Source organism: Mesorhizobium sp. M0052, from assembly GCF_040323255.1.
Classification (GTDB): Bacteria; Pseudomonadota; Alphaproteobacteria; order Rhizobiales; family Rhizobiaceae; genus Mesorhizobium.
Genome location: NZ_JAMYUS010000005.1, coordinates 131135 through 153953, shown reverse-complemented (window position 1 = coordinate 153953; position 22819 = coordinate 131135). Strand labels below are relative to the sequence as shown.

The following is a 22819-nucleotide window of genomic DNA, read 5'->3' as shown; positions in this document are numbered from 1 at the left end:
GGATATGTTCTGTGTTCCCGCCAACATCGTATGCGCTGGCCGCTCTCGTGCGAAAGCAGCACCCACCTTGAAAGAGCTTCAAGAATTTCAGCGGAAACTCAAGGGGTAAAGATAGGCCCGTTTCGCACAACAAACCGACCGACCGGTTTTTCGTGCAAACAGTGCCTGGGCGCCGCGGCAAAGCACTGAAAGGAAGGCAAACCTCCGTCAGGGGATCAGTATTGTCGTACCCGTGGTCTTGCGCCCTTCGAGATCGGCTTGCGCCTTGCCGGCGTCCTTCAGCGCATAGCGCTGGTTGATCTTGATCTCGACCGCACCGCTCAACACCACATCGAACAATGCCGCGGCGGAGATTTCGAGGTCTTCACGCTTGGCGTTGTAGACGAACAGCGTCGGCCTGGTAGCGAACAGCGAGCCCTTCTGCGCCAGCAGCGACATCGAAAATGACGGGATCGGTCCAGAGGACTGACCGAAAGAGACGAACATGCCGAGCGGCTTCAGACAGTCGAGCGAGGCCGGGAATGTGTCGTTGCCGACCGAATCGTAGACGACGTCACATTTCTTGCCGCCGGTGATGGCGGCGACGCCGGCGACGAAATCCTGCTCCTTGTAGTTGATGACATGGTCGAAGCCATGCGCCTTGGCGAGCTCGATCTTGTCGGTTGAGCTTGCCGTGCCGATGACGGTGCCGCCGAGATGTTTTGCCCATTGTCCCAGGATCAGCCCGACGCCGCCGGCGGCGGCATGAAACAGGATGGTGTCGCCTGCCTTCACCTTGAAGGTCCGGCGCAACAGATACTCCGCCGTCATGCCTTTAAGCATCATGCCGGCGGCCTGTTCGTCGCTGATGCGGTCCGGTACCTTGACCACGCGGTCGGCGGCGACAATGCGCTGTTCGGCATAGGCACCGACATTGACGGCATAGGCGATGCGGTCGCCCGGCTTCAGCCAGTCGATGCCTGCGCCGACCTCGAGAACCACACCTGCCGCCTCGCCGCCCGGGATCAGCGGGAAGCCGCCGGGCGGCGGATAGAGGCCGATGCGGTGATAGACATCGATGAAATTGAGGCCGATCGCGGTGTGCCTGACCAGGATCTGCCCGGCGCCGGGTTGTCCCGGATCGGCGTCTTCATAGGTCAGGACTTCCGGACCGCCATGGGCGTGGATACGGATTGCTTTGGACATTTGTGGGCTTTCCTGCGGTCAGGCTTTCTTAGTGTCCGGCTTGGCGCCGAGTTTGGGGAAGAACTGCATGATACCGCCGATGCAGGCGAGGTAAAGTCCGGTGATGGTGATGCCGACCTTGGTAAAGACGCCGACCTGTTCGCCCAAAACGCCGATCTGGTCGTAGAAGGCGGCAAGGGCCGCCTGCGCCAGCGCCAGCGCACCGAAAGCACACCAGAGCAGCGTCATGCCAAGATTAATTGGCCGCAGCCGCACCACCCGCACGGGATGAATGAAGTTGATCGGCACGAAGGTGAGGATGCCGGCCGCCACGACGACGCCGAAGGACACCCACTGTCCCGGCTCGATGACGAACAGCGTGAACACGACCATGTTCCAGACCACCGGAAAGCCTTTGAAGAAGTTCTCCTTCGTCTTCATTCCGGTGTCGGCATAATAGATGGCGCTGGACACCACGATGATGGCCGCCGACAGGAAAGACAGCCCTTCGCCCATGAAGCCGCGCTGGTAGAGCGCGAAGGCGGGGATCAGCACATAGGTGACATAGTCGATGATGTTGTCGAGGAGTTCGCCCGACCAGGTCGGCAGGATCTCCTTGACCTCAAGCTTGCGCGCGATCGGCCCGTCTATGCCGTCGACGAACAGCGCCAGCCCCAGCCACCAGAACATCGCCGTCCAGCGTTGCTCGCTTGCCGCCACCAGAGACAGGAAGGCCAGGAACGAGCCAGACGCGGTCAACAGATGCACCGAGAATGCCCGCGCCTGCGGCCAGGTGACCTTTTTCTTCGGCCTGGGTATCCGGTCGGTGATCTTTTTGGCGGCATTCCTGGCGGTTGTGTTCTTGCTCACGGGCCCCGCCAATCCAGTTTGCAGATTTCGGCCGAGCGGCCGGCAAAGTTCCAGTTGTGGCCGAACGCCCGCATCTTGCTTTTGTCGGACCTGGCCACGATGATCTCCGGCGCGATCCAGTATTCCGAGTTGCCGATCACGGTATCCTTCTCGCGATCCTTGCCGGGAATCGGTGTGACCGCCCCGTCGATGATCTTCGGTATCTGGAAAATACGGGTCTTGTCACGCGTCTCGTAGGTGATCGGCACCTGCTCGACACCGAGGAACTTGCCGACAAGGATCGACAACAGCGAGGTTGTTCCGCCGGCCTTCCCGGTGAAGATCCTGGTCAGCGCTTTCACCGCGTAGACGGAGGCGCGCTTGTCGATGAACAGGCCTGCGGTCCAGTTGCCGCGGCTCATAAAGCCGGGGATTTCCATGACCAGACCGAGATTGAGGCCGGACAGGTCGACCTCGCCGAAATGGCCTGCGTCGATGCGGAAGCCCGCCCAGGTCTGACAATAACCCTCCGTCGGCGGATGGCTGCCAAGCGACAGCACGCAAGGACAAAAAACCGTGCAATTGCAGGAGAGTACGAGCTCTCCTTTCATTGCCCAGCCTTGCTCTGCCATGGAATTATCCCCCGTCATGCCGAGACTACTAGCAGGGCGACTGCCCAGACAAGCAGTATCGCACCGGCCACTCGGGTTGGAAGGCTGCCGGTGGTCTGTTTTTCGATCAAGGTGAACAGGCCGATCAGCGCCATCCAGAACACGTTCATCGCGCCGACGGCAAACATCACCAGCATCAGCGCCCAGCAGCAGCCGAGGCACCACAGGCCCTGCTTCAGCCCTAGCCGGAAGATGCCACCCGGCTCCGCGCTCCAGTTGGAAAACAGTGTCGAGAACGGGTTCCGGCATTCTGTCAGGCAGGCCTGCTTGAGGCTGCTGAACTGGTAGAGGCCGGCAACCAGCAGCGCGGCCGCCGCGGCAAGGCCGCTCACCGCATCGAGCAATCGAGCGGAGGACGCAAATGCGTGGACGAGCAACGTCAGCACCGCGAAGCCGATAGAGGCGACAAGCCATGTCGAGAGGTAGCCGGCGACCAGGACCAGCGGGTGGGCCACCGGCTCGCCCTTGATGCGGGCGGTGTCGGCGATTTCACAATAGGTACGGATCATCGGCGCCGCCGACGGCAGCATCGTCGCCACGGCCATCAAAAACCACATCACGATCAGCGCCAGAACCGGTGCGCCGCCGGCATCAAGTGGTGCGGGCATCAGGCACATGCCGAAGAAGCGGTCGAGGACATCCGGCAGCGGCAGTTGCGGCAGATATCGCAGGACCACATCGCCTGGTACGCCGGGGAGCCGGCCTTCGGCGCCGCGGATCGCCATGGCGCCGAGAATGAACCAGGCGAGCAGAATGCCGCCGACGATGGCGATGTTGACCGTCAGGCGGGGGCTGCGGGCCAGGCTTGCCGTGGCGCGGCCGGCGCGGTCGAGATGGCTGAAATCGTCCTGCTGGCCGGTCATGACAACCGAATGAGCCTAATCGCCGCGTTGATCAAGCCGCATGGTCTGACCTATATCCATGGGTAGACACCTGCATCGCAAACTGGAAGTCCAATTTGGATCATCGCGAGACAGCACGGATACTGGTAGCCGGCAGCGGCCCTGCCGGACTGATCGCGGCGCTCGGTTTCGCCGAGGCGGGCTTTCCGGTAACCCTGGTCGGACCCGAAGCAGGCGGGCCCGATGGCCGGACCACGGCGCTGATGAACCCTGCTCTCAAGGTTCTCGATCGGCTGGGCGTGCTGGCCGAACTTGCGCCGAAGGCCGCGCCGCTGAAGGTCATGCGCATCGTCGATGCGACCAGCCGGCTGATCCGCAGCCCGGTGGTGACTTTTCGCGCCATAGAGATCGGCGAGGAGCAGTTCGGGCTCAACCTGCCCAACAGTGAGCTGAACCCGACGCTGGCCAAGTCCGTCGCGGCACATTCCGGCATCGAATGGCTGACGTCGATGGTCGAGAGTTGGCGTCTGGACGCCGATCAGGCGCATGCCGTTTTGGCTGATGGCCGCGAAGTCTCGGCCTCGCTCGCGGTCGCTGCCGATGGGCGCCTGTCGCCGGCGCGTGAGGCGGCGGGCATAGTGGCCTCGGTGCGATCCTACCGCCAAGCGGCGCTGGTGCTGAATTTCGGCCATCGCAGCGAGCATGGTTTCACCTCGACCGAGTTCCACACAGAGACCGGGCCGTTCACCCAGGTACCGCTGCCCGGCAACCGCTCCAGCCTCGTCTGGGTGGTGAAACCGGAGACGGCGAAGGACCTCGCCGCACTCGATGACGTGACACTTTCCGAGCGTGTCGAGCAGCAGATGCAGTCGATGCTGGGCCGGGTGTCGGTTGAGCCCGGCCGACAAATTTACCCGCTTTCAGCGGCATCACCGGGGCGCTTCGCGCAAAACCGTGTGGCGCTGGTCGGCGAGGCTGCACATGTGTTCCCGCCGATCGGAGCCCAAGGTCTCAACCTCGGCATCAGGGACGTTGAGGATCTGATTGGAATCGCACGCGAAAATCGCGGCGACCCTGGCGCCGCAAGGGCTTTGGCCGCCTATGATTCCAGGCGCCGTCCCGACGTTCTGGCGCGTTCGGGCGCGGTCAATCTGCTTAACATGTCGTTGCTGTCGGACATGTTGCCGGCGCAGATGGCACGCAGCGCCGGCCTCAATGTGCTCGGCAGTTTCGCGCCGCTGCGCGCCTTTTTCATGCGCGAAGGCTTGAGGCCGGGCAGCGGCTTTGCGGCGCTTACCGGCGGTTCAGGGAAACAGGTCCGGCGGTAAGATGCCGTGGCGGATCATGTAGAGCAGCCCGGTCACCGTCAGCACCGAGAGACAGGTGGTGATCATGACGCTGGCCGAGGCGCGTTGCACCCAGACGCCATATTGCTGGGCGATGACGAAGACGTTGGTTGCAGTCGGTAATGCCGCCAAAAGCACGGCTGAAAAAACCCAGATTTCGGAAAAGTTCCCGATCCAGCTCAGCACGACGTAGCAGAGCGATGGATGCAGGATCAGCTTCAGCGCCGCGATCGACGCCAACTCATGCGGCACGCGGTTGAGGGGCCGGAGCGCAAGCGTCACGCCCATGGCAAACAGGGCGCAAGGGGCGGCCGCCCGAGACAGATATTCGAGCAGGCGATCGACCGGCTGCGGTGGGTGAAAGCCGAGATAGGCGGCGCCGACGCCAAGCGCGGTCGCGATGATGAACGGGTGCAGGACGATTTTCCTGACTACGCCGAGGATGAGCCGCCACGGCGATGTCTTGTCGTCGCCCGACAGCGCCATCATCATCGGCGCGATGGCGAAATGCATGATATTTTCGAAGCAGAAGATCAGCGCAACGGGGACCGCCGCTTGTTCGCCGAAGGCGAGCAGCGCCAGCCCCGGCCCCATATAGCCGATATTGCCGTAGGCCGCGGCCAGCGCCTTGATCGTCGACTGGGCGATCTCGCCGCGCGACGCCGTCGCCGACCATACGAACATGATCGAGAAGATCGTGTAGGTGGAAAATACCGAGCCGAAGATGAAGCGCCATTCCGTCAACTGTTCGAACGGCGTGCGGGCAAGCAATTGGAAGAACAGGGCAGGAAGCGCGACATAGACGATGAAGGTGTTCATCCAGCCAAGCGCTTCCAGCGGCTGCCTGGTCATGCGCGCAACCAGAAAGCCGATGAAAATCAGCCCGAAGAACGGAATAACAAGACCGACAATGTCAGACATTTTTGCCCTGGCCCGAAACCCCGGGACCGGGCTAGCCCGTAGCTTCATCGGGCGTCAAGCGCTTCGGCATTGAACTGACACGCCATCTGCGCCAAATAAAGCCTGATCCCAGACCTAAGTCGGGCTCGATTTTTGGCCACGGCGTGTGTAAATTCAAAGTCTTAGAGCGCTCTTCGCACATTCGAGGGGACGCCGGGCGCTCTAGAGGCTTAGTGGTGAGTATGATGAAAACGGCCAAATTTTCGATCGGACAGGTGGTTCGTCATCGGCTGTTTCCGTTCCGCGGCATCATTTTCGATGTCGATCCGCAATTTGCCAACACCGACGAATGGTACGAAGCCATCCCGGCCGACGTGCGGCCGCGCAAGGACCAGCCGTTCTACCATCTGCTCGCCGAGAATTCGGAAACCGAATACATCGCCTATGTCTCCGAGCAGAACCTGCTCGAGGATCAATCGGGCGAACCGGTCCGGCATCCACAGATCGGCGAGATGTTCGACAAGCGGCCCGACGGACGCTATGAGCCAAAACGCCAGTCGAGACACTGACATCACCTTGCATCGACGTGACGACAACAAAAAAGCGGGGCATGACCCCGCTTTTTGTCGCTCCGGTATCTGTCCCGGCGATTAGTTGGCGGCTTTGGCCTTGGCCTGCTCGTCCTTGAGCTTCTTGGCGAAGTCCTGGTTGTTCTTGACGACGAAATCCTGAAGTTTTTTCTGCCGATCCTCGATGTCCGACTGCTGCAGCGGCGCGCCGTCAAAGGCGCCGCTGAAGCCGGTCAAGGCAACCTTGATGGGATTTGGCTGACTTTGGAAGTTGATCGAGGTCAGCGTGATCGCCTGTCCCTTCTTGAAGGACGCGACGAGCGCGTCGGTCAGCGGCACTTCGGCAACGCAACGGTCGGCGAAGCAAATGACATAATCCAGCTTCGTCGCCTTGCCGGCGTCTATCTGCAGGGCGATGCCGGGGGGCACCAGGCGACCTGGGGGAACCGTGACCTGGAAGACCTTGCGGTTTACCTTGCCCTTCAACTCGATCAGGCTGACGCCGGTGACGAACTGGCCGTTGCCGGCAGTGATGATGTTCTGGACATTGCAGATGTCGACATCTTCCTGCTTGGTGCAGGCCTTGAACCAACCCTGCGGAATCTGTTGCTGTGCCGAAGCGGTGGGAAGTCCGGCGCCCAGAAAGCCGACCACGCCCGCGGCCAGGACCGAAAGGCGGTATGCGTTGCTGTTCAGGCTCGTCATGTCGTGCATTTCCTCTCAAATGATCCCGGGACCGGCTTCTTCGCGCCGTGTGGTCCTGCTACCTGTTGCCGAATTGAGGCAACAGAATGACTTCGGAGCGCGTGTTACACTGCATGAGCAGCCGAATCCAGCCCGCCGCCTGCAATTCTTGGCCTCGCAATTTGGGTCGTGCGATTTGGGTTGATGTATCTGGCCGGAGCGCCGCGGCGCCATGTTAGGGTGCACTCCGAATCATCAAGCCGCCCAGTAAGGAGACGGTCATGGGCCGCATTCTTGTTTGGCTGATCGCCGCAATTTCGTTCTTCGCCTTTGCACCCGGCGTGGCGATGTCGGAACCGAAACATGCCATCGCCATGCAGGGCGAGCCGGCGCTGCCAGCCGACTACCAGCATTTCGACTACGTCAATCCCGATGCGCCGAAGGGCGGCAACATCACTTACTGCGTCGTCGGCAGCTTCGACAATCTGAACCCGTTCATCCTGAAGAGCTTGCGCACCACGGCGCGCGGCATGCAGGACCTCATTTTCGGCAATCTCGTCTTCGAGCCGTTGATGATGCGCAACTACGACGAGGCCTTCAGCCTCTATGGCCTGCTCGCAGACACAGCCGATATGGATCCCGAGCGCAAGTGGATCGAGTTCCATCTCAACCCAAATGCAAAGTGGTCCGATGGCGACCCGGTGACGCCGGATGACGTGCTGTTCACCTACGATGTCTTCACCGACAAGGGCCGCCCGCCCTACAGGGATCGCATGAGCCTGATCGCCAAGCTCGAAAAGACCGGCGATCACAGCGTGCGCTTCACCTTCAACGACAAGGCCAATCGCGAGACCCCCTTGATCATCGCGCTGACGCCGATCATCCCAAAGCACGCCTTCAACAAGGATACCTTCGACAAGACGACGTTGAAGCCGGTGATCGGCAGCGGTCCCTACATCATCGACAAGGTGCAGCCGGGACAGCGCATCGTGTTCAAGCGCAACCCGAATTACTGGGGCAAGGACATCCCTTCCAAGCGCGGCTTCGACAATTACGACCAGATCACCATCGAGTACTTCCTCAACGCCAATGCCAAGACGGAAGCGTTCAAGAAAGGCATCTGCGCCATTTACGATGAGGGCGATCCGGTCAAGCGCGAGCGCGATATCGATTTTCCCGCCTATCATCGCGGCGAGGTGATCGCCGAGACCTTCGACACCGGCATACCGCCCGTGGTGACCGGCTTCCTGTTCAACACGCGACTGGAGAAGTTTTCCAATCCGGAGGTGCGGCGCGCGCTCGGCATGCTCTACGACTTCGAATGGGCCAACAAGAACCTGTTCGGCGGCAAGTACACGCGCACGATGAGCTACTGGCAGAATTCCGAACTTTCCGCGCTCGGCCATTCCGCCAGCGACAGGGAAAAGGCGCTGCTGGCGCCCTACCCCGGCCGCGTGCCGGCCGATGTCATGGACGGCAGCTGGCGCCCGCCGGTGAATGACGGCACCGGCCAGGACCGCAAGGTGCTGAAGCTGGCGTTCGACCTGCTGAAGAGCCAGGGCTACGCCGTTAGGGACGGCGTCCTGCTGGATCCCAAGGGAAACCCGTTCGGTTTCGAGATCCTGACGGCGTCGCAGGACGAGGAACGCTTTGCCGCCATCTATCAGCGCTCGCTGGAAAAGATCGGCATCGCGGTGACCATCCGCAGCCTCGAGGCCGACCAGATCCAGTCGCGCAAGCAGCGTTTCGACTTTGAGGTTCTTGTCGGGTCGAGCGGGTTCAGCAACTCGCTGTCTCCCGGTATGGAGCAGAACCTTCGCTGGGGTTCTTCAGAGGCCAAAAGAGAAGGTTCATTCAATCTGGCCGGCGTCGCCGATCCGGCGGTCGACGCGGCGATCGACGCGATGCTGAGAGCACGGACCAAGGAAGACTATGTCGCCGCCGTGCGCGTGCTCGACCGATTGCTGATCTCCGGCAATTACATGGTGCCGATGCAGTACAACGCGCAGCAATGGCTCGCTTACTGGAATTACCTGGACCATCCCAAAAAGACGCCCATATTCGGTTATCAATGGCCGACCTGGTGGCGCAAGCCGAACTGAGCGTGGCCGAGATCGGTCTCGCTGAAACGTTCGGCTGCAGGAGATCAAGATGAGCGATGACAATTCCATTACCGTCGACGTGGTTTCCGACGTCGTCTGCCCCTGGTGCTTCGTCGGCCAGAAGCGGCTGGATAAAGCGATTGCCGCTGCCGGCGACGTTGAGGTTCATGTGCGCTGGCGGCCGTTCCAGCTCGACCCGACCATCCCGCCCGAGGGCAAGGACCGGCGCGAATACATGCTGGCCAAATTCGGCAGCGACGAGCGCATCCGTCAGATGCATGCCCGCGTAGAGCCGCTCGGCGAAGCCGAAGGCATCAATTTCGCTTTCGACGCCATCAAGGTCGCCGCCAACACGCTGGACGCGCATCGTGTCATCCGCTGGGCCGGTGCCGCCGGTGAAGCCGTGCAGAACCGGCTCGTGCGCCGGCTGTTCCAACTGTATTTCGAGAAAGGCGGCAATATTGGCGACCACGCCGTGCTGATCGATGCCGCCCGCGAGGCCGGCATGGACGCTGCCGTGGTCGAAACGCTCCTGCCGACCGATGCCGACGTCGAGGAGGTGCGCACAGAAATCGCCACGGCATCGCGGATGGGGATCACTGGCGTGCCGTGCTTCCTGCTCGAAGGCAAATACGCCGTCATGGGCGCGCAGGACGCCGACACGCTGACTGATGCCATCCGCCAAGTCGCGGCCGCAAAGGCCAAGGGCGAACTGGAAAAGGCCGGCTAGAGCCTGTTCCATCCCGATGGAAATCGGGATGGGCTCTATCTCCTTGTTTGAGCATGATCTCTGGACAAAACGGTTTCCCGTTTGTCCGAGAAAACCGGCAACCACTTTTCGGGATCATGCTCGGGTTATTTCACCGTCACCTTGGCTTTGCTGAGGAAGAAGCCATGCCCGTTGCTGCCCGTGCAGGTCAGTCCCTTGGTTGACGACTGGCAGGTAAGCGGCCCTTTGCTCCAGCTGTTGCCATAGGCCAGCTTCGCGACATCGCTGCAGCAGCCCTGCTCTCCCGGATTCTTGATCAATGTCGCCGGGCCGTTCGGCCCAAGGATCACGGTGACGCAGCTGGGCTCGACGCGCGAACAGCTCAGTTCCGGACCGCCATCCTGTGGTTCGTAGGTGCTGGTGCCGCCCTTCGGCGTGTAGATGCAGCCGATGTTGCCGGACGGAGCATTGAACTCGATTTGCCCTTCGGCGCTTGCCGGAATGGTCTGGCTGACGGCATGCGCAAGAGGCAGCCAGGCAAAGAGCGTCACCATTGCGGGAACGGCTGCGCGTGCAAGCATTGGGGAGCTTCCTTGTTGGGGACCGGACATGCATCGGTGCCGACAGTGCCCGGCAAGGTTCATTCCAGTGCGCTTGATTGTCAAACGGTGTTGAGCTGCAGCTAAAAAGCGTGGGCCAACTCATGAGCAGTCGCCGTGCAGGAGCGACGATCTTGCGTGCCCAACCATGATGGCCGGTGAAATGATTCGGGCGGCCTGGGGCGATCACGGACGGCAATTTTTCGGGCGATCCGGTTAGCGCGCGGTGGGAAAACCGGCCGACGGGCAGGCCTTTTGGTCACAAAGCCGTGTATGAGCCTTCCCTCAGGGAATATATTCGCACATCTGAGCGTTCTCGCAACACATTGAAACAAAGGACAAATTTGACCCAAAGACGGCGATCTCGCAGTACCAACTGTTGCCTCATGGCAACGGCGGGTGGGCTGCTTCACATTCGCCGGGATAAAATTCATAGAAAATGATCAATTGGTGTTACTATCCGTAACAAAACTAAAAAAGGTTTGGGCGGGATTGTGATTCGGGTCGACAGACCGCGACGTTCAATATCGGCACTTTGGAAACGCGACGCCCCCGCCGGGCCGTCGCCCCTGACGCCAGTATCGTCGATGCGGACCTTCTGGGGACTGATGCGGGCCTACTGGTTCTCGGACCGGTGGAGAGAGGCCTGGGCTCTCACCGTCGTCCTCGCACTCATCATAGCCCTGTCGAGCAAGGCCGACGTCTGGTTTACCGTGTTGGCGGGCGAACTGGCAGCCTCAATCGCTTTTTTCCACGACGCCGCGAATACCACGCCCCTTGAATCAGTGCTTACCAATGCCGGCCTGCTTGTGCTGCTGGTCGTGTTCAAGGACATGGGAATCATAGGCGCCTGCAAATTTGTATCGGCGACATTGCATCGCAAATGGCGCGCCTGGTTGAACGCGCGTTTCAATGCGGCGCTGCTTGATACCAACCATACTCACTACCACGCTCAGAATGGCTCGCCAGATGCGCCAGCGCCCGACAACATCGATCAGCGCGTGCAGGAATCCATCAAAGACATGGCGGGCGGCGCCATCGGGCTTGCCCAAGGTGTCTTCGGCGTCTTCACCTCACTTTATTTTGTCGGCGGCGCTTTGCTGGCGAATTCCGTGGAGGTAAAAGGCCTGGATGCCCTCGGCAGCTATGGCAGCGCCGTCCTCGCTCTCCTGGCGGTTGCCATCTACGTGCCGGTCAATACCTGGATCGCGATCAAACTCGGCGGAATGCTGGAGTGGCTCAATGTCAGGATGCAGAAGGCCGAAGGCACCTATCGCAGCGAGCTGATCACCTTGTTGCGCCGCAGTTTCCATGTGTCGGCGTCGCAAGGCGAAGACGTGCAAAAGACGATACATGGACGGCTCTATCTCGATATCGATACCACCTGGTCGAAGCTCAACATCGTCAACACCCTCTATGCGGGATTCGAATCGGTCTATAATTTCGTCGGGGCCAAAGTTGTCGCCTACGGACCTGGTCTGGTGCCGTTCATCCACAACGGCGTCGACCTCAAGGGCTACATAACCGGTTCCGAGCAGGTCAACGCGCTGATCAGCAAATGTTCCTGGTTCATCCATGTCATGCCGAGTCTCGCCACCTTGCGGGCCAACAGCCAGCGCGTCATCGAGTTGGCGCACGCCATTGAAAACGTCCAACAGCCGCAGGAATTCTACAGCCAGACCGGCCGTTCCGATTTCCACTATGCCAGCCAGAACCCGGTCTTCGGCCTGACCATCCAGAAGCTTGAACTGGCGCATCAGGGTGAAGACGCCACGCCGTTCCTGAGCGCAGCCAATCTGCGCTTTCGGCGCGGCGAGTGGGCATTCCTCAAGGGCGAATCCGGCTGCGGCAAGACTTCGCTGATCAAGGCGATCAACGGCTTGTGGCCTTATGGCCGCGGCACCATCGTCTTCCCTGACGGTGTGAGGAGCTTCTATGCCGCCCAGGAGGTCAAGCTGCAGCAGGTGTCGCTGAAGCAGCTGGTGTGCCTGCCCGGTTCCGAGGACGACTATGGCGATGCGCAGGTCGCGGCAGCCCTGCACAAGGCCGGCCTCGGCGATTTCATCGAACACATGGCCGATGAAAGCCGCGAGGGAAAGATCTGGGACCAGCTGCTGTCCGGCGGCCAGAAGCAGAAGCTGGTTGTGGCCCGCATCGTGCTGCAGCAACCGGGACTGTTGTTCCTCGACGAAGCGACCGGCGCGCTCGATCCGGATGGCAAGATCGCCTTCCACCAGGCCATCAAGGACAACTGTCCCGATGTCACGGTGATCAGCATCATGCATGAGGCGGTGGCGCCACGCTCGGCCTCGGGCGAGGAATTCTACCACAGCGTGGTCGCGATCGCCGACGGCGTCGCCACCAAGAGGCCGCTTGTTCCGAACCTTCCGCGCGAGCTCACCACCATCCTTACGCAGCCGCGGCCGGTCGAGGACAAATGGATGCGTTTTTCACGCCGGCTGAAGCAGAAATAGCAGCCACGCCGAAGCGCGTTCCGCCACTGGCGGCGGGGCACTCGCTCCCTCCCCTTCAATAATCATCACAGTCTCGCGATTGGGCCGGCTCCCGGCTGTTTTCCGCCACCCCCGCGATTGACTCGCCAAGATGCGCTCCTATGTTGCGCCCGCTCGCTGAATTCCAACTCGAACCCGCGAGCAGAAAGGTCACCGCGCCATGCCTGGCGACAGTAGTCGAACGCAACCGCCGTCCGCCTCGATGTGACCTCTAACGGCTCACGTCCCGCCGGACGGCAAGGAGTGAGCCATGAACGAATTTACCCCCGTCGTAGCGGGCGACGATGCCGTCGCTATCGCGCGTATCCTTGCCAATGATCACGTCGCCGATGTCGTCGAGGCCCTGAACCGGGAATCTCGCGATACCGCGATAGAACTGCTTTGCGAAATGCCGTTCGAGCGGCTGGTCGAGATCTTCGACCAGCCTGAACTCGACGGCGCCTCCGATCTGGCCGAGGCGCTGCCGCGCGCCAAGGCGTGCAAGCTCCTGACCGCCATGTCGGTCGACCGCGCCGCCGATATCCTGCGCGAACTGGACGAACCGGCGCGCTCCGAGCTGCTCGGCGGGTTGGTCCCGCCGCTGCGGGCAACGCTGCGACCGGCCTGCGCCGGCTGATCACCGGCGAGCCGGACGATCCGATCCTGTCGGTGGCGCCGGATCGCGCCCCGGTGACGGTGACGCCGCTGACCGATCGCGAGACACTGGCGCAGACGATCTCCAAATATGACCTGCTCGCGGTTCCCGTCGTCGACCACGGCAAGATCCTCGGCATCGTCACCATCGACGACATCATCGACACCATGATCGAGGAGACGACCGAGGACGCGCATCGTTTCGGCGGCATGGAGGCGCTCGACGAGCCCTACATGAAGATGAGCTTTCTCGCGATGATCAAGAAGCGCGGCGGCTGGCTGTGCGCGCTGTTCATCTCGGAGATGCTGACCGCCAACGCCATGCAAAGCTATGAAGGCGAACTGGAGAAGGCGATCGTGCTCACTCTGTTCATTCCGCTGATCATGAGCTCCGGCGGCAATTCCGGTTCGCAGGCGACCTCGCTCGTCATTCGCGCGCTGGCGCTGCGCGAGATCGGCCTTCGTGACTGGTGGCGGGTGGCGTTGCGCGAATTGCCAACCGGCCTGGTACTCGGCGCCATGCTTGGCGTGGTCGGCATCTGCCGCATCGCGCTCTGGCAGTATATGGGCTTCTACGATTATGGGCCGCATTGGCCGCTGATCGCGGCGACCGTGGGGGCAGCCCTTGTCGGTATCGTCACCTTCGGCTCGCTGTCGGGGTCGATGCTGCCGTTCGCGCTGAAACGGATCGGCTTCGATCCGGCGAGCGCCTCGGCGCCGTTCGTCGCCACGCTGGTCGATGTCACCGGCCTGGTGATCTATTTCTCGGTGGCGCTGGTCATCCTGCGCGGCACTTTGTTGTAATAAGCTTCAGGCCTCCCATCGCGGTGGCAACAGCGGCTGCCATGGGGGGTTCTTCAAGATCGAGCGCGCGGGCGTCAATCGACCCGCACGCCGTTCTTCACGCGGTAGGTGGGCTTGTACATGGTGACCAGTTCCTCCGCTGCCGTCGGGTGGACGGCCATGGTGCGGTCGAAATCATCCTTGGTGACGCCGCCCTTCAGCGGAATGCCGAGCAACTGCGCCATCTCGCCGGCGTCCGGCCCGAGGATGTGCGCGCCGAGCACTTTTCGCGTGGCGCCATCGACCACCAGCTTCGTCAGCATCTTTTCGTCGCGGCCCGACAGCGTGTGCCGCATCGGCCGGAATGTGGCGCGGTAGATTTCGATATCGGAGTAGCGCTTGACGGCATCGTCCTCGGACAGCCCGACGGTGCCGATCTCCGGCTGTGAGAAGACGGCGGTCGGAATGGTGTCGTGGTCGGGCGCGGTCGGATTGCCCTTGAATGCGGTCTCGATGAAGCACATGGCTTCGTGGATCGCCACAGGCGTCAACTGCACGCGGTTGGTGACGTCGCCGATCGCCCAGATGTTGTCGATGTTGGTGCGGGAATATTCGTCGACAACGATGGCGCCGGTTTTGCCGAGTTCGATGCCGACGCCTTCCAGGCCCATATTCTCAGTGTTGGGGAGGCGGCCGATGGCGAGCATGACCTGGTCGACTGTCAGCACCTTGCCGCCGGTGACCAACGCATCCAGCCTGCCGTCCGGCCGCTTGCGGACCCATTCCGACACGGCGTGGCAGAGGATCTTGATCCCCTTCTTTTCCATGGTTTCGTGCAGCATGCGCCGCAGGTCCATGTCGAAGCGCGACAGTATCTCCTTGCCGCGATAGACCAGCGTGGTGTCGACGCCCAAGCCATGGAAGATATTGGCGAATTCGACGGCGATGTAGCCGCCGCCCTCGATCATGATCGCCTTCGGCAGTTGCTTGAGGTCGAAAACCTCATTGGAAAAGATGCAATGCTCGTGACCGGGCAGCGCCGGGTGCGGCGCCGGCCGGCCGCCGGTGGCGATCAGGATCTGGTCGGCGGTGACGGTGCGGTCATCGCCCAGGAGATGCACGACATGCGGGTCGACCAGCATGGCGCGCGAGTGGAACGTCTCGCCGCCGGCGCCTTTCACGTTCTTTTCGTAGATCGCTTCCAGACGGGCGATCTCGCGGTCCTTGTTGGCGACCAGCGTCGGCCAGTCGAAGCTCGCCTCCGGCACCGTCCAGCCATAGCCGGCGGCGTCGGCAAAATGCTCGGGAAATTGCGAGGCATAGACATAGAGTTTTTTCGGCACGCAGCCACGGATGACGCAGGTGCCGCCATAGCGGTATTCCTCGGCGATGCCGACACGCTTGCCGAGCGCTGCCGCCACGCGCGCCGCCCTCACCCCGCCGGAGCCGCCGCCGATGACGAAGAGATCGTAGTCGTAACCGGCCATGCTGCTGTTCCTTGCCTCAAGAAATGTTTGAGACAGGTAGGCCGCATGAAGCCAAAAGAAAAGCCCGGTTTCCACCGGGCTTTCTGGTCCAGCGGCAAGGATGCCGGTGGCGAAATCAGACGTCTTAGTTCTTCGGCGCTTCCGGCTGGTCACCGTCTGCGGGCGCATCGCCGTCGGCAGGTGCAGCGCCATCGGCGGGGGCAGTTGCGTTATCCGGCGCAGGCGCGGCCGGAGCAGCGGCCTTCGCGGCGGCTGCCAGCGTTTCGCCGACCTGCTGGGCGAGATCGCGCGCCAGGCCGTTCTGCCAGATGTCGGCGGCCTTGACCAGTTCGCGCGTCACGTTGGGGCCGTTGTCGAGCAGCTTCTTGCCGGCATCGGAATTGTAGAAGGCGGCGATGTCGGTGAGATCCTTCTCGGAGAACACCTTGGCATAGGCGAGCGCTGCTTCCTTCTCCAGATCGGCACGGCGCGAGGCCAGCGCCAGTGCCTTTTCGCTGACGGTCTTGCCGATCAGCTCCTGCATATCAGGGTTCTTCTGGATAAGCTGCTGCTCGAGCGAGGCCGCCGCTTGCGGCAGGATGTTGTCGAACGAGTCGGTCGCGTGGATTGCCGTGACCGCCGCCCGTGCCGCCTTCAGATGCGATTCCGTGATCTCCTGCGAGAACGCCGGGGAAGAGAAGGCGAAAACGGCCGAAGCCGCCAGAACGGCGCAAAGATTGCGAACCCGGTTATGCAACATCATGATCGGTAGAACTCCCTGGTTTTCGGGCGGCATGGACGGTTTGGATGCCGTCGCCGCCGGCGATGATGGCCGCTGACGCCAGCCCGATGAAAAGACCATGCTCGACCACACCAGGAATGGCATGGAGAGCATTCGAAAGCGCTCTTGTATCCGGAATGCGGCCAAAAGATGCATCGAGGATAAAATGGCCGCCGTCTGTAACAAAAGGCTGGCCCCCCGTCATCCTCAATGTAACCGGGCCGGAAAGGCCGAGACTTTTGGCCGCTGCCGCGACCGCGATTTCGGTGGCGCGCAAGCCAAATTGGTTGACTTCGATCGGCAAGGGAAACCGGCCAAGGGTCTCGACCATCTTCGAGCGATCGGCAATGACGATCATGCGCTGAGATGCCGCCGCGACGATCTTCTCGCGCAGCAGCGCGCCGCCGCCGCCCTTGATCAGCGTCAGCGCCGCGTCGATCTCGTCGGCGCCGTCGACGGTAAGGTCGAGCTCGGGCGTTTCCTCAAGCGTCGACAGCGGCACGCCAAGTTCGCGGCAAAGGGCTGCGGTGCGCTCCGACGTCGGCACGCCGATGACGGACAAGCCGGTGGCGATCTTTTCGGCCAGCAGCCGCACGAATTCGTCGGCCGTCGTCCCGGTGCCGATGCCGATGCGCATGCCGTCGCTGACATGGGCAAGGGCTGCCCGCGCGGCCTCGACTTTCAACTGCCTCGCGTCCATGCTCGCCCCGGGGTTTGGCTTGGTTCTGATTTTTCTGAATGCGCGCTCCTAGCACTTTTGCCCGCAGGGTCAAAGACTTTGGCTCGCACCGGCTTGCCTGAAAGAAGCGCAGCCGCTATCGCCTGCCTGCAATGCATCAGCCACAGGACAGGCCATGACCCAACCGATCATCGTGTTCGACCTCGACGGGACGCTGATCGACACGGCGCCGGATCTGCTCGACAGCCTCAACCACAGCCTTGCCGCCAGCGAGCTTGCCGCTGTCGACGAGGCCGGCTTCCGGCGTTTTGTCGGCCAGGGCGGACGGGTGATGATCGAGCGCGCGCATACCGCGCAGCAGAAATCGCTGGCGGTGGAGGAGCACGACAGGCTGCTGAAGGTGTTCCTCGACCACTACACACTCAACATCCCCGGCAAGTCGCGCCCCTACCCCGGTGTCGTCGAAGCCATCGCCCGCTTCGAGAAGGCCGGCTATCTGCTCGCCATCTGCACCAACAAATATGAGGCGAATTCGAAAGCGCTGATCGAGGCGCTCGGCCTGACAAAGCATTTCGCCGCGATCGCCGGCCAGGACACGTTCGCCTTCCGCAAGCCCGACCCGCGCCATCTCACCGAAACCATCAGGCTCGCCGGCGGTGACCCGCACCATGCGCTGATGGTCGGCGATTCGCAGACCGACATCGACACGGCCAAGGCCGCCGGCATTCCGGTGGTCGCCGTCGATTTCGGCTACACCGACCGCCATGTCAGAGAATTCGAGCCGTCGGCGGTGATTTCGCATTTCGACGCGCTGACGCTCGACCTGGCGGAACGGCTGATTGCAGCTGCGGCCGGCTGAGCGAAACGGGCGATTGCGCGGCAGCGTCCGCCCTCGGCCTATTTCAGGCGTAGAAGGCGGGCGCATCGCCTTGACTTCACAACCCTGCCTCCCTTATATCGCGGCTCGCTTGGCCTTCGGGCAACGAGCGGGCGATTAGCTCAGCGGGAGAGCACACCCTTCACACGGGTGGGGTCGCAGGTTCAATCCCTGCATCGCCCACCATTTTCTTTCCCGGAACAGCACACTCCAAGCCAGCACTCCTAGCAGCTGCAACTCGCCCCTTCCCCACCAAAATTCTTCTGCGCAAAGTTCAACGCGCTTGAGTAGCTCGTATAGCTCTGGAACTGGCAGACATCAGAGCCGTTCCGCACCTTCATCTGCTCGAGATCCCAGAACGAGACCTCGATGTGATCGTTGGCGCAATAGACCGTGTATTTTTCAGGCTCCAGCGCGCTGGCTTTCTGCAGCGGCATGGAGACGGCTGGAATGGAAAGCGCGGAAAGTGCAAGCATGACGGCGTGACGCGTGCGCATTGAAAACCCCTGGAGTGAAATTGCCCGTATTGTCGCCGCTATATCTGAGCGGCGCATCACGGCTTTTTGACGAACCGCTTTTTTCGGCTGCCGGCTTTTCGGCGCCGCTACATGCTGATCCAGATCTCCAGCGTGTGGGCGCCGATGACCGGTACCGCACGCGCAGTCACCGTCTGGCCGGCGGCGGTCAGGTCGGCGGCCAGCAGTTCCGCGGCGCGGCGGTCGGCGTCGTTGTATGGATTGTAGCGAACCTCGTTCTTGCCGGCTGCCGCCTCCACTCGTTCCTCGCCAGGGTTTGGAATGCCCCAGCCCAAAGCGCGCATTTTTGCGGAAAGCGCCTGGGCGTCCTCGCGCGTCATGCCGGCGAACTGGACGTAAACCGTTTGCGTGCTGGGCTGGATGCCGAGTCGATCCTTCAGTGTGTTGAGCGCGTCGCGATCCTGGTCGCCAATGATCGCCTGGCCCTCGGCTGCCGACATTGCGAGATCGGCAATCGCCCGGCGCGCACCGGCGAACACAAGCTGCGAATCCGGGTCCTGGCGGTTCCACAAGTCAGAGGGAACCCCGAGCAACGCGTCAAGCACGTTGAGGCGCCCGGCAGGGCTCATTCCGGTCATGCTTCGCAGGCCGGCCATCTCGACAAGAGCCGCCACGATCTTGCGCCGTTCGGGCACCGGCAGATCCTGATTGCCGAGGACCGCGGTCAATTCGCCGAGCAGTGCATCATTTGCCTTGTCGAGCAGCTTGACGCGCCCCGCCAGTTCGTCGGCGACTGTTCCATTCGGGCCAGGGTTCTTTACCGAATCCGTCCATTCGATGAGAGTGCCAAAATTCAGGCTCGTTGCCTTTTCCAGCTCGGCAACCGAGAGCTGGTAATTCTCGGGCTTGAACGCGCCTGTGGCGTCGGCCGGAATGAGATACGCATCGATGACGAGCTCCGGCTCCTTCACCTCACCCTTCTCGGCAGCCGGCACGGAAGAGACGGCGAGCTTCCAGTAGGCGTACGGCGCCGGTACGCCGTCGACCGGCTGGTCGGCGGGCCGGAAGACGGGACCGCTGAAGATGGTCACCTGATTGGCCAGCGGATTGTGCTGCGTGCGCACCCAGTTTTCGAGCGGCGCCCACATATCGTCGTAGAAGGCCGGCGACTGCGGCATCGTGTTGGGCAGGACATCGGCATACCGCGCCAGTTTGAGCGCCGCCGTTGCCGGATCGCTTGTGAATTCCTCACCCCAGGCGATGTCGCTGGCGTTGGCCAATTGCGCCGGCAGCCAGCGGGGGTTGGGACCAGCAGGGTACCAGCTGCCGTCGGGCTGTTCGCTGGGCTTCAGGCGGTCATCAATGCTCAATCCGCCGCCGGTGACTTGCAAGGGCATCCTTTGCGACCGGTCCAGATTGACCGCTGAATAGATGGCCATGCGGTGGCTTCGGCCCATGACCAGCGAGTAGTTGATATAATCCAGCGGCCTCGCCAAGGCATCGCTTGCCAGATCGCCGGTCAGCCTGGGCAGGGCTATGTTGGCCTGAATGAACTCGACTTTATAACCCGTGAGAATGTTGGGCAGCTTGTCGGTCAACTTGCCAAGCAGCGGTTCAAGTGCGCTCTGCAGCGGCGCCGGCAACTCGCGGAGACTGATCTCGCTGCTTTTGATCCGGCCGGCCAGTTCGACAAGCACCGCCTGCTTCAAATCGGGTGTCAGCTTTTCGAGGGACACATCGCCGCCTTTGAGCTGGTCGATTACAAGCCCGATGGCAGACCGCAAGGTGGCCTGCGTGTCTTGCTGCTCACGCAGTCTTTTGGCAGCGTCCTCGGCATTCTTCAAGGCAGCGTCGCGCGCGGCCTCTGCTCGTACGCGTTCGCTTTTTGTGTCCGCGAGCGCAGCGCTTAGGTGCTTATTGAGTTCCACGACGTCGTTCGCCGCGGACTCGGCCTTGGCACGCGCGATGACGGCATCATTCCTCTGGTTAAATGCGAAATTCCTCTGGTTAAATGCGAAATAGGTAGTTCCAGCGAGGATCGCAGCCAGCATGGCGAACAGCGCGATCAATATGTTCTTGCTGCGATCACGCTGCTTCTGGCTGTCCGTCTCCGCCTTGGCGCTCGCCTCGACGAATTCGGCAATGTCTGGCCCCTGTGGAAGCTCGGCGGCCTCCTTCAGCGCTTCGCCGCGCAGGAGATAGCCGGGGTAGCCGGTGTTCTTCCACTGCCGTGCCTGGGCGGCGACGCGGATGCGAAAGCGCTCGGTGAGTTCGTCCGAACTCAGTTCGTCGTCGGAAGCGGATTGCTCGTTGGACCCAGAGGCCGTGGGGCCGGCTTTGGCCGGCCCGACAATGGCATCCGTTGCAACCGACCCCGGATCGTCCGCCGCGACAGCGACCGTTTCAAGGCCGCCGCCACCTGCGAAAGACGCGAGCCGCACCGGGCTGACGTCGGCTGAGGTGATGTCTGGCCGCGTGACTAGTTCGGCGGACCAATAATCGAGTATGCGCTGCGCCGCGCGCCGGTCGGATTCCCGCGCGATGGTGCTGCCGGCGCGCCGTGCCTTGGCCAGGAAGTCGCGGATGGCCTGCGCATCGGGGGCCGTGTTGTCGATGCTGGCTTCCGTCGTCTCGGCGCCGGCCTTGTCGCTGCGGCTCATCGATGGGTCGACGGCTTCATTGCTGCTGGCGATGCGCATCAGCTCGAGATGTGCGATCCGGATGTCGCTCAGCGAAATAAAATCGGCCGGAGTTTCGGTCTCCGTGCCTGTCGCAAGTTCATCGCTCATGGCCCCAGGTCCTCAATGATCTTGTGCAAAGGCGTGCTGACGCGGACGATCGAGGCGCATTCCGTTTTCAGCGCCAGATCGACCTGGACGAAGCGTTGCTGGGCCTCGTCCCGATAGGCTTCGAAGGCAAGGATGAAGGCGGTATCGACGGTCTCGCGCGATAGCTGGTCGTTGACGTCGGTGGAGTAGTCGACGAGCGTCTCCCGCCACGCTCCAGTGGGGTCGAGGTCGGCAAGAACCTTGACCTTCACTTCCAGGTTTCGCCACAGCGGCGAAAACTGGAACGGCAGCGACTTGTCCGCCGCAGCGCCCCCTTCTATCGGCTCGATCATGTCGGTAAGGCTGGCCAGCTTGTTGTCGATGTCCTGCCATAGCTTGTGCTCGACGACGCGCGCATAGATGGTCGAGGACAGCACCATGATCGCGTCATGCGCGGCCTTGATCAAGGGCACGGACGGCTCTTCTGCAGGAAGTTTGCCGGCTATCGTATCTAGACCGGTGGCCAAAAGTCCGAAGGGCAGGTTCTTTGCCGTGACGAAAATCTGCTGGTTGAGCCGCGACGGCACGACGCGTAGCACGGTGCGCACGTCAAACAGCGCGTCGTAGGCGTCCGGAGACTTGTTATCGATGGCAGCCTGCAACTTGATCGCAGCCGCCTTGAGGTCGTCGAGCCAGGCCTGCTCGATATCGTGAAGCGCCGGCCCCGCCGGCAGCTCCATGACCGACTCTCCGATAGAGACACAGAAGAGCTTCAATATTTTGAGGAAATTGCGCATGACGCGGACCTGCTCCAGGTCGGCCCCCATGTCGCGGGCGGCGACCAGCAGGTTCTGGAAGCTGCCGATGCCGTATTGAAAACTCTGCAGATGGTCATGCAGGTCCTTGTAGGTCTTGAGGACATCGATCTGGCTGGTGACATTGGTGAGGCCGTTGTCGGCGGCAAGCGTGGCCTGAATGTCCTTGGACTGCTGGTTGACGGCGTTGAAGCCTGCGAGCGCGGTGTTGACCCGATCGTCGGTCGTCAGGCCGGGCAACTCGGCCGTCGGTTTCTGGCCCGCGGCGAGTTCGTCCAGATAGGCCTTGAACCGGGCCGCGCACTGCGGATTTTGCGCCACGACGGCAGTCATAAGCGCCTGCGACAGTTTATTGGTCAACGCATAGTCAAGGATGTTGAACCAGACTGTAAGCGCCGCCCCCTGGAGGTTGATGGCGCCAGCGACGATTCCAGCGTCCTTGGTTACCTGCAACCAATCGGGAGGCAATGGGTAGAGATCAGCCAGTTGAAGCCTGAGGTCGAAATAGGCGCTGATCTCTGAACTCCCTGGTGTTTGGTGTGTGGCGTTATAAACCGTCACATCCGAAAAAATTTACATGCCGTAGTCCCAAA

19 protein-coding genes, 1 tRNA gene and 1 pseudogene are annotated in these 22819 nt (G+C 61.8%); 8 read left to right on the top strand and 13 right to left on the bottom strand.

Going from position 1 to position 22819, the window contains the following annotated elements; genetic code table 11:
- Positions 1 to 207: 207 nt before the first annotated feature.
- From NKJ77_RS08210 to NKJ77_RS08195, 4 genes are read right to left on the bottom strand one after another with little or no spacing between them, the layout of a single operon-like run.
- Positions 208 to 1185: a quinone oxidoreductase family protein gene (locus tag NKJ77_RS08210; protein WP_023807406.1), complete on the bottom strand. Its 978-nt coding sequence runs from the start codon at positions 1183 to 1185 to the stop codon at positions 208 to 210.
- Positions 1186 to 1203: 18 nt separating this feature from the next.
- Entirely contained in the window at positions 1204 to 2034 is an 831-nt protein-coding gene (gene pcsA, locus NKJ77_RS08205; protein ID WP_023682522.1) for a phosphatidylcholine synthase, read from the bottom strand.
- Positions 2031 to 2645, bottom strand: a complete 615-nt coding sequence (locus tag NKJ77_RS08200; RefSeq protein WP_023691317.1) for a DUF1326 domain-containing protein — start codon at positions 2643 to 2645, stop codon at positions 2031 to 2033. Before NKJ77_RS08200 ends, pcsA begins: the two co-directional genes overlap by 4 nt.
- Positions 2646 to 2659: 14 nt before the next feature.
- Entirely contained in the window at positions 2660 to 3547 is an 888-nt protein-coding gene (locus NKJ77_RS08195) for a DUF2182 domain-containing protein (protein WP_023682520.1), read from the bottom strand.
- Between the two features lie 95 nt (positions 3548 to 3642).
- Here NKJ77_RS08195 and NKJ77_RS08190 point away from each other — a divergent pair, with 95 nt between their 5' ends.
- Positions 3643 to 4854, top strand: a complete 1212-nt coding sequence (locus NKJ77_RS08190) for a UbiH/UbiF family hydroxylase (RefSeq protein WP_023714196.1) — start codon at positions 3643 to 3645, stop codon at positions 4852 to 4854.
- Here the strand turns inward: NKJ77_RS08190 and NKJ77_RS08185 are convergent.
- Positions 4831 to 5793, bottom strand: coding sequence for an AEC family transporter (locus tag NKJ77_RS08185; protein ID WP_023714197.1), 963 nt, complete (start codon positions 5791 to 5793; stop codon positions 4831 to 4833). The genes NKJ77_RS08190 and NKJ77_RS08185 overlap by 24 nt on opposite strands.
- Positions 5794 to 6017: 224 nt before the next feature.
- Here NKJ77_RS08185 and hspQ point away from each other — a divergent pair, with 224 nt between their 5' ends.
- On the top strand, positions 6018 to 6341 hold the full coding sequence (hspQ, locus tag NKJ77_RS08180; protein WP_023668971.1) for a heat shock protein HspQ: 324 nt from the start codon (positions 6018 to 6020) through the stop codon (positions 6339 to 6341).
- Between the two features lie 81 nt (positions 6342 to 6422).
- On the opposite strand, the gene NKJ77_RS08175 is transcribed toward hspQ, so the two are convergent.
- Positions 6423 to 7046 carry an invasion associated locus B family protein gene (locus NKJ77_RS08175; protein WP_023668972.1) on the bottom strand — a complete coding sequence of 208 codons (624 nt, stop codon included), beginning with the start codon at positions 7044 to 7046 and terminating at the stop codon, positions 6423 to 6425.
- A gap of 260 nt (positions 7047 to 7306) precedes the next feature.
- On the opposite strand from NKJ77_RS08175, the gene NKJ77_RS08170 reads away from it, so the two are divergent.
- On the top strand, positions 7307 to 9127 hold the full coding sequence (locus NKJ77_RS08170) for an extracellular solute-binding protein (protein ID WP_023829831.1): 1821 nt from the start codon (positions 7307 to 7309) through the stop codon (positions 9125 to 9127).
- Between the two features lie 49 nt (positions 9128 to 9176).
- Positions 9177 to 9857: a DsbA family oxidoreductase gene (locus tag NKJ77_RS08165; protein ID WP_023726576.1), complete on the top strand. Its 681-nt coding sequence runs from the start codon at positions 9177 to 9179 to the stop codon at positions 9855 to 9857.
- A gap of 125 nt (positions 9858 to 9982) precedes the next feature.
- Here the strand turns inward: NKJ77_RS08165 and NKJ77_RS08160 are convergent, their stop codons facing one another.
- On the bottom strand, positions 9983 to 10417 hold the full coding sequence (locus NKJ77_RS08160; protein ID WP_023832176.1) for a hypothetical protein: 435 nt from the start codon (positions 10415 to 10417) through the stop codon (positions 9983 to 9985).
- A gap of 605 nt (positions 10418 to 11022) precedes the next feature.
- Between NKJ77_RS08160 and NKJ77_RS08155 the strand changes: the two genes are divergently transcribed.
- On the top strand, positions 11023 to 12909 hold the full coding sequence (locus tag NKJ77_RS08155; RefSeq protein WP_023682514.1) for an ABC transporter ATP-binding protein/permease: 1887 nt from the start codon (positions 11023 to 11025) through the stop codon (positions 12907 to 12909).
- A 289-nt stretch (positions 12910 to 13198) separates the two neighbouring features.
- Positions 13199 to 14385: pseudogene (locus NKJ77_RS08150) on the top strand (magnesium transporter).
- Positions 14386 to 14459: 74 nt separating this feature from the next.
- On the opposite strand, the gene gor reads toward NKJ77_RS08150, so the two are convergent.
- From gor to rpiA, 3 genes are all read right to left on the bottom strand, one after another.
- The gene (gene gor / locus NKJ77_RS08145; RefSeq protein WP_023832175.1) at positions 14460 to 15851 is read right to left on the bottom strand and encodes a glutathione-disulfide reductase; all 1392 of its coding nucleotides are present in this window, start codon (positions 15849 to 15851) and stop codon (positions 14460 to 14462) included.
- A gap of 124 nt (positions 15852 to 15975) precedes the next feature.
- Positions 15976 to 16593 (bottom strand): DUF2059 domain-containing protein, encoded by a 618-nt coding sequence (locus NKJ77_RS08140; RefSeq protein WP_023668979.1) that lies wholly within the window; start codon positions 16591 to 16593, stop codon positions 15976 to 15978.
- On the bottom strand, positions 16580 to 17311 hold the full coding sequence (gene rpiA / locus NKJ77_RS08135; RefSeq protein WP_023832174.1) for a ribose-5-phosphate isomerase RpiA: 732 nt from the start codon (positions 17309 to 17311) through the stop codon (positions 16580 to 16582). The genes NKJ77_RS08140 and rpiA overlap by 14 nt, the downstream gene beginning before the upstream one ends.
- 154 nt (positions 17312 to 17465) lie before the next feature.
- On the opposite strand from rpiA, the gene NKJ77_RS08130 reads away from it, so the two are divergent.
- Both NKJ77_RS08130 and NKJ77_RS08125 read left to right on the top strand, forming a co-directional pair.
- The gene (locus NKJ77_RS08130; RefSeq protein ID WP_023691328.1) at positions 17466 to 18149 is read left to right on the top strand and encodes a phosphoglycolate phosphatase; all 684 of its coding nucleotides are present in this window, start codon (positions 17466 to 17468) and stop codon (positions 18147 to 18149) included.
- A 129-nt stretch (positions 18150 to 18278) separates the two neighbouring features.
- Positions 18279 to 18353, top strand: a tRNA-Val gene (locus NKJ77_RS08125).
- Positions 18354 to 18391: 38 nt separating this feature from the next.
- Here NKJ77_RS08125 and NKJ77_RS08120 read toward each other — a convergent pair.
- From NKJ77_RS08120 to NKJ77_RS08110, 3 genes are all read right to left on the bottom strand, one after another.
- Positions 18392 to 18664 carry a hypothetical protein gene (locus tag NKJ77_RS08120; protein WP_023832173.1) on the bottom strand — a complete coding sequence of 91 codons (273 nt, stop codon included), beginning with the start codon at positions 18662 to 18664 and terminating at the stop codon, positions 18392 to 18394.
- Positions 18665 to 18771: 107 nt separating this feature from the next.
- A complete protein-coding gene (locus NKJ77_RS08115) occupies positions 18772 to 21432 on the bottom strand; it encodes a DNA/RNA non-specific endonuclease (RefSeq protein WP_352534805.1) in 2661 nt (886 codons plus the stop codon).
- Positions 21429 to 22559: a hypothetical protein gene (locus NKJ77_RS08110; protein WP_155923996.1), complete on the bottom strand. Its 1131-nt coding sequence runs from the start codon at positions 22557 to 22559 to the stop codon at positions 21429 to 21431. The genes NKJ77_RS08115 and NKJ77_RS08110 overlap by 4 nt, the downstream gene beginning before the upstream one ends.
- Positions 22560 to 22819 lie beyond the last annotated feature (260 nt).

Bases quoted from the DNA above. Each gene is read 5' to 3' on its own strand.
- NKJ77_RS08210 (WP_023807406.1), bottom strand. From the start codon at position 1,185: ATGTCCAAAGCAATCCGTATCCACGCCCATGGCGGTCCGGAAGTCCTG.
- NKJ77_RS08200 (WP_023691317.1), bottom strand. From the start codon at position 2,645: ATGGCAGAGCAAGGCTGGGCAATGAAAGGAGAGCTCGTACTCTCCTGC.
- NKJ77_RS08195 (WP_023682520.1), bottom strand. From the start codon at position 3,547: ATGACCGGCCAGCAGGACGATTTCAGCCATCTCGACCGCGCCGGCCGC.
- NKJ77_RS08185 (WP_023714197.1), bottom strand. From the start codon at position 5,793: ATGTCTGACATTGTCGGTCTTGTTATTCCGTTCTTCGGGCTGATTTTC.
- hspQ (WP_023668971.1), top strand. From the start codon at position 6,018: ATGAAAACGGCCAAATTTTCGATCGGACAGGTGGTTCGTCATCGGCTG.
- NKJ77_RS08175 (WP_023668972.1), bottom strand. From the start codon at position 7,046: ATGACGAGCCTGAACAGCAACGCATACCGCCTTTCGGTCCTGGCCGCG.
- NKJ77_RS08170 (WP_023829831.1), top strand. From the start codon at position 7,307: ATGGGCCGCATTCTTGTTTGGCTGATCGCCGCAATTTCGTTCTTCGCC.
- NKJ77_RS08165 (WP_023726576.1), top strand. From the start codon at position 9,177: ATGAGCGATGACAATTCCATTACCGTCGACGTGGTTTCCGACGTCGTC.
- NKJ77_RS08160 (WP_023832176.1), bottom strand. From the start codon at position 10,417: ATGCTTGCACGCGCAGCCGTTCCCGCAATGGTGACGCTCTTTGCCTGG.
- NKJ77_RS08155 (WP_023682514.1), top strand. From the start codon at position 11,023: ATGCGGACCTTCTGGGGACTGATGCGGGCCTACTGGTTCTCGGACCGG.
- gor (WP_023832175.1), bottom strand. From the start codon at position 15,851: ATGGCCGGTTACGACTACGATCTCTTCGTCATCGGCGGCGGCTCCGGC.
- NKJ77_RS08140 (WP_023668979.1), bottom strand. From the start codon at position 16,593: ATGATGTTGCATAACCGGGTTCGCAATCTTTGCGCCGTTCTGGCGGCT.
- rpiA (WP_023832174.1), bottom strand. From the start codon at position 17,311: ATGGACGCGAGGCAGTTGAAAGTCGAGGCCGCGCGGGCAGCCCTTGCC.
- NKJ77_RS08130 (WP_023691328.1), top strand. From the start codon at position 17,466: ATGACCCAACCGATCATCGTGTTCGACCTCGACGGGACGCTGATCGAC.
- NKJ77_RS08120 (WP_023832173.1), bottom strand. From the start codon at position 18,664: ATGCGCACGCGTCACGCCGTCATGCTTGCACTTTCCGCGCTTTCCATT.
- NKJ77_RS08115 (WP_352534805.1), bottom strand. From the start codon at position 21,432: ATGAGCGATGAACTTGCGACAGGCACGGAGACCGAAACTCCGGCCGAT.
- NKJ77_RS08110 (WP_155923996.1), bottom strand. From the start codon at position 22,559: ATGACTGCCGTCGTGGCGCAAAATCCGCAGTGCGCGGCCCGGTTCAAG.